Genomic DNA, 15,143 nt, shown 5'->3' with positions numbered 1-15,143 from the left:
TGCCACTGCGGAGTGGTAGTTCAGTTGGTTAGAATACCGGCCTGTCACGCCGGGGGTCGCGGGTTCGAGTCCCGTCCACTCCGCCACTTATACTAAGCCCTAGTCGAAAGACTAGGGCTTTCGTCGTTTCTGGGTAAAGAAAACTTGAGTGAATGACAAACAGATCTCAGTCGTTTAGGGCTTAACGAGCCTACCATTTATGGATAAGTGTCACTTGAAACTACGGAGCTTATTTCTTTCTTTAGCCTCGTGGCTTGCTGTTAAGTTGGGAAGTCTTGCTGTAAGAAAGATCTTCACTGTCCGAGGGCTTTATCCATCTTCTTCCCAACATATACAGAGTCTTTGTTTGGTATTGGAAGTATGGAAAACCACTCACGATAAACATCCGATTACAGCACAATATTTTTACTGCGCAACCTCTGGAACAACCATCCAAGCCCAACCAAGCTTGCTCCTAGTCCCAACATGCTAACGGCTCGCCACAACCCTTCCAAGTTGGATGTATCAATCAAGAACACTTTGCACACCGCGACACCCAGAACGATCAGCCCCACTTTTTGTAGCCTTGTATCTGAACGTTGGGCGCCATTATAAGTGGCTGTTGCGCCGACAAAAATAAAGAGTGCCGTGTAGCTAAATAGCTCTGCCATGCTGGTTGGTGCATTAATGCTCATACTTCCCTCTTGCCAGAACTGGCGTATGGAATAAATGGCCCAAAGCCCAATTTGAATAGAGGACACCCAGTAGAAATAAGCGGACTTCAAAGGAGTCCTTAGTCTCTTACCTATAGCAATCGAGAGTAGTCCGGGCAGGAGCCAACCTACCGATAACCAGTTAACAATCGGTGTTGCCTCCCCAGAGATGTTCAAACCTAGCAAAGGCTGATAGACGGTGTTGAGTGCGACGCTTAAAGTGATGGCTATCGCCAGCATTATGTATGATGCATAAAGATACAAGTTTGCAGTAAAGCGCGCACTTCGAGCTTTTAGGCTATAGATGGCAAACATAGCCAAACTTTGGAGAGTGAATAAACTAACGGAACGAAAATCAAAATCGGCTATGAAATTATAACTACCTAGTAGCAAGAAGTTCGATTGGCTAAAAATCAGTAAAGCGCCCAAATTGAGACAGGTGACTTCTAGCCACTGCTTTAAGTTAGGGACAAGTGGTTCGAGTATCCTACCTGACCATTGGAGCAAGATGAGTGCCGGCAAAAAGCTTGTTATTAGCGTGATTGATTCAGGAATGCTTGTCGCCTGCCATGCTGGGACAAACGGTAACAATGTAAGGCGTATAGTGATCAGTCCAACAAGCCCTTTTATCAGCCATAGATTAGGTTTGAGGAGTTCGAAGCGGTACTGAGATGATGCAAGAAGCACCTGAATGGACACTGCTAGCATAAACCAATCTGCAGGAAGCAAACAGTAGCATGTTGACGCTATGATGAGATGCAATACGGTAGAAGATTCTTGTTGCAACTGCTTGAAGTTATGGGAGCTAGCCACAAACCCTAGCCCCAGAATTAAGCTAAATGAACTCCATGTTCCCAACAAGTTCGAATAATGAAGGTTAATGTAAAGCTGAGAGCCAATCAGCATGCACGGAAGCGATAAGAGGGCTAAGCAATAGCTCATCGGTTTCCGATCTCCCAGAAAGTACTGCCCTATGGTTCGAGCGCCAACTAAGACAATGACCCCTCCCGTAGCTATCCAGACAAGCCTTCCGCCCGATTCATCGATTTGATTGGTGAGTGTCACACTAATGTGTTCTGTGATAGCCATCGCAACTAAGGTGACTAGACTAAGCACTCGCGGAGCGGCACGGCTTTTCATCATCGGAAAAATGAGCAATGCAACAGGGAAAAGGAAAAGAAGAACGGCTTGAGGCTGGTTTATATCAATCCGAGCTAGTGTTATTGAGGTTACGAGTGCCAGCAAAGTAGCAGCGATGAGTGGGTGGTTGTAGACTTCTTTGACTCGGATTGGCTTTTCTAACCTCCAGCCTAGATGAGGAATAAAAGTAAGCAGATAGACGGATACAGGAATAAATAAGACAAACCAGATTAACGCTTGCTCTTGCGTGATATTGATGCAGATAAGAAGCAGCCATAGGGCTTGGCCTGTGGTGACAGAGCAGATTAACCAATGTGGTCGTATAAAGCGTCGTATCATTAATCCTGCCGCGGTAATCGTTGTAATGTAAGCACTTAGTAAAAGGTAGCTGGGATCCTCTCCACCAATCCAAAGTGGTGCACTGTAGCCCCCGAATAACCCTAGGGCTATCATTAGTGGACCCATACGCAGACTGAATGCAATCGCAGCTACTGCTAGAATGCCTATTGCGGTGAGCGCGATAGGCGGGGATATCAGTTGATAAACAATTGCACTGAAGCAGATGGTCGCGTAGAGACCGCTCATGCCCGTCGCATACAAAACTGCTGGAATGTAGGCATCTACCTTTGCGTGGAATAGATGGCGCTCAGTACTACCGATCTTATGATGCAGCCATTCTGCTGCGGCAAAAAAGATCAGAGAGATAGTTATTGCGAGTGCTGTGCGTGCAAACGGCGTAAGAGTGAAGTTGCTGCCAATGGCTTGTACTAAGTAGCCAGCACCTATCACCATGGCGATACCGCCAATCCAAATAAGCCAGTTCTTTTTTATGTGACTCAGGGTGTTATCAAACCATTCGGTTGTCGTGGCATCCACTTTTGCTACAGGTTTTACTGCTCTTATGGCAGGCTCAACTTTTGCTCTAGGGAGAGGTACTTTTGGAGATTGATAAGATGGGGTGTCTTGTTGAGTGCTTTGCTCTTGTTTTTGAGGTTGACGAGCACTGGCTAATTGTTCGAGATCGTGAACTCGGCTTTCTAGTTTTATGATTTTTCTACAAGCCCATAGACTCATTAGTGGTGAAACCAAAATGACGATAATAAGAAGAAGACCTAGTAGCAATCCCACAAGTTCCATTGATGAGTCCTTTCAATAAGCAATGCCTATCTATAGTACTGAATCGCAGGTCTTTATTTTGCAACCCAAGACAGAAAACTTGCTTTGTTTACTGAGCATTAGCATATCGACTAGCCAAGCTAGCAGGTACAAAAAAACCGGCTCAGTGGCCGGCTTTGTTTGTCTGATAACTCTACGCTTGGACGAGTGTCAGCGCTTTTCGCGAGACTTCGTGTGCGGCTTTTGTGAGGTTCTGTTTCTCTAACGCATCAGCAAGGTAGGCATAGTCAGAGACATTTGGGCGCAGTGATAATGCCTTTTCTAAGTGCTGCTGAGCTTCGCTCCACTTTTCATTTCGAAGGTGGAATTGAGCCAGTGCGCTGTGTGCTTCTGCGTTGTTACCATCTTTGTTTAGGACCGTCTCTAAGAAGACAATAGCTGGATGGCTATCTGCTAGATTCATTTCTGGCAGCAGCGCGTAAAGCGAGGAATTTGGATGCTTCTTGATGCTCTCTTTGATTAGAGTAAAGGCTTCGTTGTCCGCTTTTCTTGAGATCAACTGCTTCGCAAAACACTCAACCAGATGGTTATCACTTTTAAGCTTGCGCGGTAAGTTGTTCCAATGGCTGACAAGCCCCTCGCTGCCTTTTTGCTCCGCAACTTCTGCCAACAAACCGCATTGAGCTCGTTGTGTTAGTTGAGCCTGCTCATCTTTGCTGATGATCTTCGCTTTGACTAAGTTTGGTAGTGCATCCAGTAACGGTTGCCACAGTTTAAGTTCGATGTAGACCGACTTAAGCAAGTTGAGCACGATGGTGTTGGTAGGGTAGCTTGCTTTCAGTGCGGTTAAGGTTTCGAGTGCCGCAGTGAAATCTGATTCGCGAACTTGTTGCTTGGCTCGTGTGAGTTCGACCGCTAAGAGCGAGTTTTCTTGCTGGGCGGCGAGTTCTAGGTAGCGATCGCGCTTGTCACTCTCTCCCATACCTTGCGCAGCTTCAGACGCGACGAGATAACAGAGCAAAGGCATATCGTGGTGGTTTGCCCAACGGGTGACTTTCTTCTCCGCTAACTTAAAGTCGCCTTCGAGTAGCTTGATGATACCTTCGTTAGTGTAGCGACGAGAACGACGCATCTTGCGAACGCTAAACCAGTTCCAGGTCGCGGAGCTTGCGGAAAGTGCTTTTTTGATAAAGAACTCTAAGGCAAACAGAGCGGCAAGGGCGGCAATGATAAAGATAACAAGTGTGGTGACACTCATTTCAATGGTTTTGTTTGCGATTGAGATCAGCACGTAGCCCTGCTGACCCGCATATTGTGTGCCGGCAAACAAGCCCGCTCCCAATATGACAAAGAGGAAAATGATACGAAACATTATTTCTCCTCCGTGATCAGGGTAGTGACTTCACGACGCAAGCGATCGCGAATGACATCAGACAATTGTTGCTGTGTCTCTAGCTTGACTGGGTAATCGACATGGATATTTTGCTTGCTCAAGCTTTCGAGCGTCTTATTAAACTCAATGACGCTGTTTGCATCTTGATTAAAGAATGTGCTCGACCATTTGTCTGCGGTGGTCAGTGCCGTTGAGTAGATTTCTTGCTGTTCAACGTAGACAGCCTTAATTGCGGTTTCGAGCTTCGCCTTGATGTTCTCTTTCAAGTAGAAGTGCTGTTGAGGTGAAAGTAGTGGGATTACGTTACCATCTCGAGTTCGGAAAGTGATGAAGTTCTCGGAAAAATCCTTTAGCGAGGTCATCAAGTTGTCCTGCCAATCGTAGATATCTTCAGATACTTTACGTTGCTCGACTTGCTGCGCTTCGGGTAGCAGGGCATTCGCTAACGGCAGTTGATCGACTTGTTGCTGAAGGGAGGTTAAACGTAGGACCAAACCTTCGCGGTCGATCAGTGGAATCGACTTGAGTTTCGTGATGTCATTGGCCATCGCTTTACGCAGTGGCACTAAACTTGGGTCGTTCAGTGCCGCGATACGTTGATCCGCGCTTTCCATCAGTTTGGTAGCGCTAACGGCGTCATGCTCGAGGAACAATTTGCGTCCTGCTAGTTTTACGAGGTAGTCGGCTTCAGCCAATAGCCAATCATTTGGACGGCGTCCTTTCACATCAGCGATAGCTAGTTGTAAGCTCTCGATACTCTTCTGCTGTTGCTCAAGCACTGTTTCTGCGCGGTGAGTAATTTCAGTTGCTTGTGCAATGGCAGCTTGCTTGGTGGCGCTGAGGTCTTGCTCAATCGATGTTTGAGTTTGGCTGAGCTGCTTTTGCAAAGCATCAATTTGCGCTTGATATTGCGCATTTTTCTGCTGCATATAAAAGGTTAAACCGCCACCGAAAATAAGTGACAAAATGATGGCAACCGTACCGAGTTTTACTCCGCGTTTGCCTTGCTTTTCTTCAAAAACAGGCGCTTCTTCTTGCTTTGGCTCGTTTGGCGCTGCGCTGCTTTCATTTGGCGTCTGTGTAGATTCCGTCGCTTCAATGTTTTCCTTTTGAGCGGCTTCATCTTTTACAGAGTTGTTTTCTTTCTCAGGTTCAATGTGATCGTTTTTATTTTTACTTGTCATTGTTTATTGTCCTGTTGTCGTTGACCTTAGAGCAGCCAACAAATCTTTATTTGAAGCACTATGGGTATTGATAACCTTTTCGAACCCTAACTTCAGTGCCTCTTGTACAATGCGTTCACTGGGTACAAAGAGTTGCAACCCACAGAGCCATACCCGTTGTGAAGCGGATAGCTGATAAACAAAATGGCATAGCTGACCTGAACTGGTGATGACTAACTGTGTAATTCGCTTATCTTGCCAGATTGGAACCAGTAAATCTGAGCGGAAAGTAATGTTTTCTCGCTTATAGGTTTCGATATAGTCTACCGTGGCACCGCGCTCTATGAGTGTGTCATAAATGAGTTCTCGCCCACCATTGCCTCGTAGAATGACAACCTTTTTACCTTTCACTCGGGACAGCGTGTCCAGGAGCAATAGATGCTCACTGTCTCCAATCTGCGGATAGTGTACTTTTTGTTGCGTAACTTTGCTTAAAACATGTGCAGTTTTTTGACCAACGGCAAGGTAAGTGACGCGATCTGGCCATACTTGGTTCTGATATTGAAGAGCTTGATGGCTAAAGGTCACCGCATGTTGACTGACCGCAATCACGATTTCACACTCTGCCAAGTGGTCAGGGAGAGTTGGAAGTTCACTTCCGGGCTGGATAGAGATAATTGGATGATGCAGGGCTGTTATCCCTGCATCATGGAGCTGTTGGCATAAGGCGTGGCCCTGCTCACCAGGTCGGGTGACCAAAACTGCCATATCGATTACTCGTGATCAGCGTAGAGCTTGGTCAGAATTTCGCGGGCACCGTTGTCAAGCAACTGATTTGCCAAGGTGACGCCTAAGCTTTCTGCGTCAGCTCGCGCGCCTTTGATTTCACCGCGGACAATCTCTGAACCATCAGGCTCGCCAACCAGAGCTCTCAGCCAAATCTCATCGCCGTTCAGTAGTGCGTAGCTGCCGATCGGAACTTGACACCCGCCTTCCAGCGTTAGGTTCATTGCGCGTTCGCATAAAACGCGATCGGCTGTGTCTTGGTGATTTAATGGCTCTAGGAGCTTGATTAGGCGCTCGTCATCGAGGCGACACTCGATGCCAACCGCACCTTGTCCTACCGCGGGTAGGGATTGCTCTGGTTCAATAAAGCTACGAATGCGTTCTTCAAGTTCTAGGCGTTTCAATCCAGCAGCGGCGAGAATGATCGCGTCGTATTCTCCGGCATCAAGTTTTCCTAAGCGCGTGCCTACATTGCCTCGTAGCTCTTTGATGACCAAGTCTGGTCGAGACTCTTTAATCTGACATTGACGACGTAAGCTACAGGTGCCGACAACCGCTCCCTGTGGCAGTTCGTCAATGTTGTTGTAGGTGTTGGAGACAAAAGCGTCGCGTGGGTCTTCACGTTCACAAATCGTGACTAGCCCAAGACCTTCAGGGAAGTCTACTGGAACATCTTTCATCGAATGGACCGCTAAATCAGCGCGACCTTCTAGCATGGCGACTTCAAGCTCTTTGACAAATAGGCCTTTGCCCCCCACTTTCGCTAACGGTGTATCAAGAATGATGTCACCTTTCGTTACCATCGTTACTAACTCTACTTCAAGGCCTGGATGAGCGGCTTGTAGAGCGTCTTTTACAAAGTATGCTTGCCATAGTGCGAGAGGACTTTTTCGTGTAGCGATACGAATTGGAGAAGATTGAGTCATGATGTTCTGCTAGTGGTTTTAAATAATTGCTTAATCCTACCACTGTACGTTGAAAAGTATTACTGCAATCTCGCGAGGAGGGAGGATGGTAAGCGAGCTAGCATAAAATCATCAAAAGAGTGTGATTAATGTCTCGTTTGTATGATTCGCTATTATAATTAACTTAGGTTCCGTACCACACTAATGCCACAGTGGTTAATGACGGATTATAATGTCGATTCGATCGTACAATTCTTTACCAATACAAATAAAAGTGTTAGATTGATCACATTTCAGCGGTGCTTTAGAACGCTTTTTGTTCAGGGTACACGATAGGTAAATAACCAAGGACTCTCCCTTGCAGGCTTACACGAAAACGTTAATTCAAAGACTTGATAACCTAAACCAGCAACGTACTGAACGTGCGCTGGCTCTTATGGATTTGCAAAGTCAGCGTGTATTCCACCTTATTCCTACCTTACTGCATTTCAATCATCCGGTTATCCCCGGTTACTACGATGATCACGTTCCTTACGGCATTCGCCAATTTGAGTTTAATGATGTTCAGCGTCAGTTTGTCGATGACACCGAACTGACGATAGGTCAATCATTAGCTACTAGCGAAACGCCGGCCATTCTTGGTCTATACACTATGGGCAGTACATCCTCGATTGGCCAAAGCACTTCAAGTGATTTGGATATTTGGGTTTGTGTGTCGCCGGACATGGATAAGGATGCGCGAGAGTCTCTGACCAACAAATGCCTATTGATTACCGATTGGGCACAAACTCAGGGTGTCGAAGCGAACTTCTTTTTAATGGATGAGGAGCGTTTTCGTTCCAATCATTCGGAAGAGATGACGGGCGACAACTGTGGTTCATCTCAACACCTGTTGTTACTTGATGAGTTTTATCGTAGTGCGGTGCGCCTTGCTGGTATGCGCCTACTATGGCAAATCGTTCCTCCAGAAATGGAAGAGTGTTATGACGATTACGTTCACGATCTTTGCAACAAAGGCTACATTGACTGCTCACAGTGGATCGATTTTGGTAAATTGAATCGTATTCCAGCGGAAGAATATTTCGGCTCTAACTTGTGGCAGTTGTACAAAAGTATCGACTCGCCTTATAAGTCGGTGCTGAAAGCCATTTTGCTTGAAGCATACTCTTGGGAATACCCGAACACTCAGCTATTAAGCCTTGATACTAAACGTCGTTTTTTTGCTCATGAACCCGATCTTTATGGCATGGACGCGTATTACTTAATGCTTGAGAAGGTGACCCGATACCTAGAACGTATTGGTGATGATACTCGTCTTGATTTGGTTCGCCGCTGTTTCTATCTGAAAACGCATGAGAAATTGTCTCGCGAACCAAGCGTTGGCTCTGTGGCTTGGCGTCGTGAAGCGCTGCGTGACATGGTCAACAACTGGGGATGGGATGACAGCGTCATTCGTGAGTTAGACGATCGCCGTAATTGGAAAGTTGAGCAAGTCAAAGTGGTGCATCACGCATTGCTTGATGCGTTGATGCAAAGCTACCGTAATCTGATTCAATTTGCTCGACGTAATGACATCACGTCCGCGATTAGCCCTCAAGACATCAGTATTTTGGCGCGTAAGCTGTATGCGGCATTTGAAGTTCTACCGGGTAAAATTACCTTGTTGAATCCGCAAATCTCTCCGGATTTGCACGAGCCCGATCTGACCTTTATTGAAGTTCGTCCTGGACGTACCAATAAGCAGGGTTGGTACCTGTACAAGCAGCCGCTTACCCCGCACCGCATTATTGGTCAATCTCCGCTAGAGCATAATGAATACCTCAGTAAGTTAGTCGCTTGGTCGTTTTTTAATGGCATGATTACGGAATCGACACGTTTGCATTCTGTCGTCCGTGGTGCTCATTTAGACATCGACAAGTTCTATCAGATGGTGAGTGATTTACGTAACACGTTTTCGCTGCGTAAACGTCGCCCAACGATGCAAGCCCTCGCCAGCCCTTGTGAAATCAGTCAGCTCGCGATGTTCATCAACTTTGAAGAGGATCCAACGGCTCAGCTCGGTGGCAAATCTCTAAAGCTTGATCCAAAGAGCATGGATATTTTCAGCTTTGGACCTGAGCAAAAGTGTCTGGTAGGCAGTGTCGATTTGGTATATCGAAACTCATGGCAAGAAGTGCGCACGCTTCACTTCAAGGGTGAAACAGCGATGCTAGACGCGCTGAAAACCGTATTAGGCAAAATGCACCAAGATGCGTTGCCGCCTGAATCGGTAGATGTGTTCTGCTACAGCAAGAACTTGCGCGGCGTGATGCGAAACATGGTTTATCAACTGCTTGCCGAGTGTATCGATTTACGTTTGAAACCGGTGGAGCAAGAGAAGCGTCGCCGTTTCAAAGCGTTGCGTATTGGGCAGCAAACCTACGGCTTGTTCTTTGAACGTCGTGGCGTGTCGGTACAAATGCTTGAAAATTCAGTCGACTTCTACCGCAGTATTTCGACGAATAAACTGAAGGGCTCGCCGCTGCTGATGCTCGATAAAGAGCAAGATCATCCGTTGCCAGAAATCGTTGATGGATTCGCCAGTGAAGGTCTCGTTCAGTTCTTCTTTGAAGACAACGAGCAAGGTTTCAATATCTATGTGTTAGATGAGTCGAATCGGGTCGAAGTTTATCACCAGTTTAGTGGCGAAAAAGATGAGATGATTGCGAGTGTAAACGGCTTTTACACGTCGTCTCAGGATGATAGCCAGGTTGCATCTAAGTTTATTAATTTTAACTTGCCGCAGTATTATCAAATCGTTCGCCCAGAAGAGGGTGAAGCCTATATCGTGCCATATCGTAGTGATAGTGCAGGTTGTCCCAAGCCAAATAGAATTGTAAATGCGTAAAAAAGGCCATCATCATGATGGCCTTTTTTGATGTACTGTTGGGTTTATTCCCACTCGATCTCTTCTGCGCAGTGCTTTTCACATTCTTGCTTTACCATCGCAATCAGCTCTAATCCTGTTTTAGAACAGATCCATTGATCATTTTGCAGAGAAAAGTGGAAGCCGCCAGACTTAGACGCCAACCAAACCTCTTTCATTGGCTCTTGGCGGTTAATGATAATCTGACTGCGGTCTTCAAACTCGAGCGTCATCACGTTGCCAGACGTTTCATAGTCGATGTCCGCACCTGAATCATCAATCATTTCTTCGATGATTTGCATTTTTACATCCACCAACTGATGAAATTCAGTCTCGTTCATCCTATCTATCCTATTGCTTTTCCTGAGTGTGGTGCGATTATAGGGGGCATTGATGAAATAATCACGATAGAACCGATGAAAAAATCAATCTTAGCGCTGTTTGTCGTCTCCGTACTGGGTTTGGCTGGTTGTGGCCAAACAGGTTCGTTGTACATGCCAGATGAAGCGCCTCAAAATGAACAATCTTCATAATAATGACTAAGTAATATCAGAATATAAGGGAAAGCACTTTGGATTACTTCAACTATCAGGATGATGGCCAACTCTGGGCCGAGAACGTCGCATTGTCTGATTTGGCTCAGCAGTACGGAACCCCACTATACGTATACTCTCGAGCAACGCTGGAGCGCCATTGGAACGCTTTCGATAAATCGGTTGGTGACCATCCTCACCTTGTCTGTTACGCGGTGAAGGCGAACTCAAACCTCGGTGTTTTGAATGCGTTGGCACGCATTGGGTCGGGCTTCGATATTGTCTCTGGTGGTGAGCTAGAGCGTGTGATTGCCGCAGGCGGTGATGCAAGCAAGGTGGTGTTTTCTGGGGTGGGTAAAACCGAGCAAGAGATGCAGCGCGCGCTTGAGCTCGGTATTAAGTGCTTTAACGTTGAATCTGAACCTGAGCTTGAACGCTTGAATAAAGTGGCGGGACAGCTCGGTGTCAAAGCGCCTATCTCTTTGCGCATCAACCCTGATGTTGATGCCAACACGCACCCTTATATTTCTACTGGTTTACGTGACAACAAGTTTGGTATCGCGTTTGACCGCGCACCGGCTGTATACCAATTTGCTGCGAGCTTAGAGAACCTCGATGTGAAAGGCATTGATTGCCATATCGGTTCTCAGCTGACGGACATCGAACCTTTTATTGATGCGACTGATCGCTTGCTTGCCCTTATCGATGACTTGAAAGAGCAAGACATTGACATCAAACACCTTGATGTTGGTGGTGGCCTTGGTGTGGTATATCGCGATGAAATGCCGCCGGAGCCATCCGACTACGCGAAAGCGTTATTAAGCCGTCTTGATAACCACAAGCACCTTGAGCTTATCTTTGAACCGGGTCGTGCGATTGCCGCGAATGCCGGTATCTTGTTGACCAAAGTTGAATTCTTAAAGCACACGGAACACAAAAACTTTGCCATTATTGATGCCGCAATGAATGACTTGATGCGCCCTGCGTTATACCAAGCGTGGCAAGATATTGTCCCTGTCGCTCCTCGTGAAGGGGAAGCAAAAGAGTACGACTTGGTCGGGCCAATTTGTGAGACTGGTGACTTCTTAGGTAAAGACCGTCGCCTAGTTTTAGAGGAAAATGACTTACTGGCTGTGCGCTCTGCTGGCGCTTATGGCTTCGTGATGTCTTCAAACTACAACACTCGCGTGCGTGCTGCTGAAGTGATGGTTGATGGCGATCAGTCTCATCTTGTGCGTCAACGTGAAGAGCTGTCCAGTTTATGGGCACTAGAAAACATTCTTCCGGAGTAATTGGACCTGTATGCATTTCCATTTTTCTAAAATGCATGGTTTGGGTAACGACTTTATGGTCGTGGATTGCATTACCCAAAACATTTTTTTCTCGCCTGATTTGATCCGCCGTTTGGCGGATCGTCATACAGGGGTTGGCTTTGACCAACTGCTGGTGGTTGAAGCGCCTTATGATCCTGAAACCGACTTCCACTACCGGATTTTTAATGCCGATGGCAGTGAAGTAGAACAGTGTGGTAACGGTGCACGCTGCTTTGCCCGTTTTGTCCGTATGAAAGGATTGACGAACAAATACAGCATTAGCGTGAGCACAAAGAAAGGCAAAATGGTGCTCAATATTGAAGAGGATGACCAAGTCACCGTCAATATGGGTGTGCCTGAGTTTGAACCAAACAAGATCCCATTCAAAGCCAAACAAACGGAAAAAACCTACATTTTACGTGCCGAAGACAAAACGCTTTTCTGTGGCGCAGTGAGTATGGGTAATCCGCATGTGGTGACCGTGGTGGATGATGTCGCCACCGCCGATGTGGAAACCTTAGGACCACTGCTTGAGTCTCACGAGCGTTTTCCTGAGCGGGTCAATGCTGGCTTTATGCAGGTGATTAGCTGCAACGAAGTGAACCTGCGTGTTTACGAACGCGGTGCGGGTGAAACACAAGCGTGCGGCAGTGGTGCGTGTGGCGCCGTCGCTGTCGGTGTTGTTCAAGGTTTGTTGGATGAACATGTCACCGTGCATTTACCGGGTGGCGACTTAAAGATCAGTTGGAAAGGGCCGGGTAAACCTCTGTTTATGACAGGACCTGCGACTCATGTTTTTGATGGGCAGTTGAGCTGCTAAATCACACAATCAAGGAATCAACGTGTCTCAAATTGAAGCGGATGCTCTGACGGAAGAAGTTATTGCAGAATACTTACGTGACAACCCCGATTTTTTTCTGAGTCGTCGTGAGCTAGTGGACCGCCTTGCGCTACCCCATCAAGAGCAAGGAACGGTGTCGCTTGTGCATGTACAATTGAACCGGCAGCGTCAACGTATTGAAGAGCTCGAAGAAGACATCACTTCGTTGATGTCGCTTGCTAAAAGTAACGATCAAACCTTCCACGAGTTTATGGCTCTGCAGGAGCAAATCCTCAAATGTGATTCGTTGTTGTCGGTTGTTAAAGCAATTGAAGAGATGGCAAAGTCTTTAGGTTTGGTCGCGTATTTGCGTCTACTGGAGTCTGAATCAAGCTACTACTCATTGGAGAAAGAGTCCTACTTGCGTTTTGCTACCAACCATTTGAATGGCAAAGAGGCTTACTTGGGGCGCATGCGCAAAGCGGATCGAGAGCTCCTATTTGGTGACAACCATCGCGCACCAGAGATGGGCTCTTATGTCGTACTACCATTAAAGAGAAAGTCGTTACAGGGCGTATTGGCGTTTTCCAGTACCGATGGTGGGCACTTCCAACCGCATATGGATACTCTTTTCTTACGCCATTTAGCGTTGGTGCTTTCTCATTTAATTGAGTCTCTTCCATGGCAATGTGAACAAGATGAGCGAATCAGCAACACCTCTTCCTAATGGTCTACAAAAGCCCCTTGAACGCTTCTACGAATATCTACGAAGTGAGAAGGGGTTAAGTCTCCACACTCAACGCAACTACAAGCAGCAACTTGAAACCATGGCGCAGCACCTCGTACAACTTGGTCTGAAAGATTGGTCTCAAGTTGACTCTGCGTGGGTAAGACAGTTGGCGAGTAAAGGCATGCGTGACGGCATGAAGGCGAGCAGCTTAGCCACGCGACTCTCTTCTTTACGCAGTTTTTTCGATTTTCTTATTTTGCGTGGAGAGATAAGCGCGAATCCCGCCAAAGGCGTGTCTGCTCCGCGTAAGAAGCGCCCATTGCCGAAAAACCTCGATGTCGATGAGGTTGGGCAACTTCTCGAAGTAAACGAAGATGATCCGTTGTCGATTCGCGATCGCGCCATGATGGAAATGATGTATGGGGCAGGCCTGCGTTTGGCGGAGCTTGTGAGCATCAATGTGAAAGACGTCAGTTTTTTCTCCGGTGAAATTCGTGTTGTCGGTAAGGGCGACAAAGAACGTAAAGTGCCTTTTTCTGGCATGGCGTCTGAGTGGGTCGGCAAGTGGATGAAAGTGCGTGGAACCTTGGCAAAATCCGATGAACCCGCGCTGTTTGTGTCTAAACTCGGTGTGCGTATTTCTCATCGTAATGTTCAAAAACGGATGGCTGAGTGGGGACAAAAGCAGGCTGTCGCTAGCCACATCAGTCCACATAAACTGCGCCACTCTTTCGCAACCCATGTTTTGGAGTCGAGCAACAACCTGAGGGCGGTTCAAGAGCTTTTAGGACATGAGAATATCTCGACTACGCAAATCTATACCCACCTAGACTTTCAACATCTAGCAGAAGTGTACGATCAAGCCCATCCACGAGCGAAAAAACGGAGCAAAAAGGAATGATTTTTTATCGCCAACTTGGCCCGATTCAGGCAATGACGTTTGATTTGGATGATACCTTGTACGACAACCGTCCGGTTATTCGTCAGGTGGAAGCCAAAGCGATGGCGTGGCTGCATCAGCATCATCCTGTCTCTGCGACACGTTCTTCTGATTGGTGGCGAGCGATAAAGCGTCAGGTGCTCAGCGACGATTCTTGGCTCAAAAATGATGTAACGGCTTGGCGATATCAACAGATCCTGACCGGACTGATGGAACTGGGTTACAGCCAAGCGCAAGCGGATTTAGCTGCCAGTGAACTGATTGAGCGAGTGCTGGAATTTCGCAGTGATTTTACCGTTCCAGATGAATCGCATCAGGTGCTGGCTCAACTCGCGTCAGTGATGCCGCTGGTGGCAATAACGAATGGCAATGTGGATGTCGATAAGATTGGCTTAGCGGGGTATTTTTCGTTAATTCTTAAGGCGGGGCCTGATGGTTATGCGAAACCGCACCCGCAACTTTTTGACAAAGCGGTGCAATTTTTAGATTTGCCTCGCGTTTCGATATTGCATGTTGGCGACCATGTTGTTACGGATGTTTTGGGCGCTAAAAACAGTGGATTATCCGCTTGTTGGTTCAATGACCAGTTTCAATCCATCTACGACCAGCCTAGAGCAACAACTTTGCCCGATGTCGAGGTGAAACGATTGCAAGACTTACTACTTTTGAGTGAGATTTAGGCACATTCTTACAAAATAATCGCTTTT

General features: G+C 46.9%; 13 protein-coding genes and 1 tRNA gene. 8 read left to right on the top strand and 6 right to left on the bottom strand.

Translation table 11 applies throughout. The annotated features are described in order from the left end of the window. Window positions 1-9: 9 nt before the first annotated feature. Window positions 10-86 (top strand) — tRNA-Asp (locus OH458_RS20995). Window positions 87-389: 303 nt separating this feature from the next. Here OH458_RS20995 and OH458_RS20990 read toward each other — a convergent pair. From OH458_RS20990 to hemC, 5 genes are all read right to left on the bottom strand, one after another. Further along, window positions 390-2,969, bottom strand: coding sequence for a DUF2339 domain-containing protein (locus OH458_RS20990; RefSeq protein WP_269979713.1), 2,580 nt, complete (start codon window positions 2,967-2,969; stop codon window positions 390-392). A 172-nt stretch (window positions 2,970-3,141) separates the two neighbouring features. Then, window positions 3,142-4,320, bottom strand: a complete 1,179-nt coding sequence (locus OH458_RS20985; protein ID WP_269979712.1) for a heme biosynthesis protein HemY — start codon at window positions 4,318-4,320, stop codon at window positions 3,142-3,144. Further along, window positions 4,320-5,525 (bottom strand): uroporphyrinogen-III C-methyltransferase, encoded by a 1,206-nt coding sequence (locus OH458_RS20980; protein ID WP_269979711.1) that lies wholly within the window; start codon window positions 5,523-5,525, stop codon window positions 4,320-4,322. Before OH458_RS20980 ends, OH458_RS20985 begins: the two co-directional genes overlap by 1 nt. A 3-nt stretch (window positions 5,526-5,528) precedes the next feature. Continuing rightward, window positions 5,529-6,272 carry a uroporphyrinogen-III synthase gene (locus OH458_RS20975; RefSeq protein ID WP_269979710.1) on the bottom strand — a complete coding sequence of 248 codons (744 nt, stop codon included), beginning with the start codon at window positions 6,270-6,272 and terminating at the stop codon, window positions 5,529-5,531. A gap of 5 nt (window positions 6,273-6,277) precedes the next feature. Next, on the bottom strand, window positions 6,278-7,216 hold the full coding sequence (hemC, locus tag OH458_RS20970; RefSeq protein WP_269979709.1) for a hydroxymethylbilane synthase: 939 nt from the start codon (window positions 7,214-7,216) through the stop codon (window positions 6,278-6,280). Between the two features lie 337 nt (window positions 7,217-7,553). Between hemC and OH458_RS20965 the strand changes: the two genes are divergently transcribed. Further along, window positions 7,554-10,082 carry a class I adenylate cyclase gene (locus tag OH458_RS20965; protein ID WP_269979708.1) on the top strand — a complete coding sequence of 843 codons (2,529 nt, stop codon included), beginning with the start codon at window positions 7,554-7,556 and terminating at the stop codon, window positions 10,080-10,082. Between the two features lie 44 nt (window positions 10,083-10,126). On the opposite strand, the gene cyaY is transcribed toward OH458_RS20965, so the two are convergent. Beyond that, on the bottom strand, window positions 10,127-10,441 hold the full coding sequence (gene cyaY, locus OH458_RS20960; protein ID WP_005475593.1) for an iron donor protein CyaY: 315 nt from the start codon (window positions 10,439-10,441) through the stop codon (window positions 10,127-10,129). A gap of 75 nt (window positions 10,442-10,516) precedes the next feature. On the opposite strand from cyaY, the gene lptM reads away from it, so the two are divergent. From lptM to yigB, 6 genes are read left to right on the top strand one after another with little or no spacing between them, the layout of a single operon-like run. Continuing rightward, a complete protein-coding gene (gene lptM / locus OH458_RS22160; RefSeq protein ID WP_005475620.1) occupies window positions 10,517-10,633 on the top strand; it encodes an LPS translocon maturation chaperone LptM in 117 nt (38 codons plus the stop codon). Between the two features lie 38 nt (window positions 10,634-10,671). Then, complete coding sequence (lysA, locus tag OH458_RS20950) at window positions 10,672-11,925, top strand: diaminopimelate decarboxylase (protein WP_269979707.1); 1,254 nt, start codon at window positions 10,672-10,674, stop codon at window positions 11,923-11,925. A 10-nt stretch (window positions 11,926-11,935) separates the two neighbouring features. After that, window positions 11,936-12,766 (top strand): diaminopimelate epimerase, encoded by an 831-nt coding sequence (gene dapF / locus OH458_RS20945; RefSeq protein ID WP_269979706.1) that lies wholly within the window; start codon window positions 11,936-11,938, stop codon window positions 12,764-12,766. A gap of 22 nt (window positions 12,767-12,788) precedes the next feature. Beyond that, complete coding sequence (locus OH458_RS20940) at window positions 12,789-13,493, top strand: DUF484 family protein (RefSeq protein WP_269979705.1); 705 nt, start codon at window positions 12,789-12,791, stop codon at window positions 13,491-13,493. Beyond that, window positions 13,465-14,397, top strand: a complete 933-nt coding sequence (gene xerC / locus OH458_RS20935; RefSeq protein WP_269979704.1) for a tyrosine recombinase XerC — start codon at window positions 13,465-13,467, stop codon at window positions 14,395-14,397. Before OH458_RS20940 ends, xerC begins: the two co-directional genes overlap by 29 nt. After that, entirely contained in the window at window positions 14,394-15,116 is a 723-nt protein-coding gene (gene yigB / locus OH458_RS20930) for a 5-amino-6-(5-phospho-D-ribitylamino)uracil phosphatase YigB (RefSeq protein WP_269979703.1), read from the top strand. The genes xerC and yigB overlap by 4 nt, the downstream gene beginning before the upstream one ends. Window positions 15,117-15,143 lie beyond the last annotated feature (27 nt).

Origin of the sequence: Vibrio sp. MarTm2, assembly GCF_027587055.1 — a bacterium.
GTDB classification, from domain to species: domain Bacteria; phylum Pseudomonadota; class Gammaproteobacteria; order Enterobacterales; family Vibrionaceae; genus Vibrio; species Vibrio sinaloensis_D.
The sequence above is the reverse complement of the archived record's forward strand: the minus strand, read 5'-3'. Positions and strand labels throughout refer to the sequence as shown.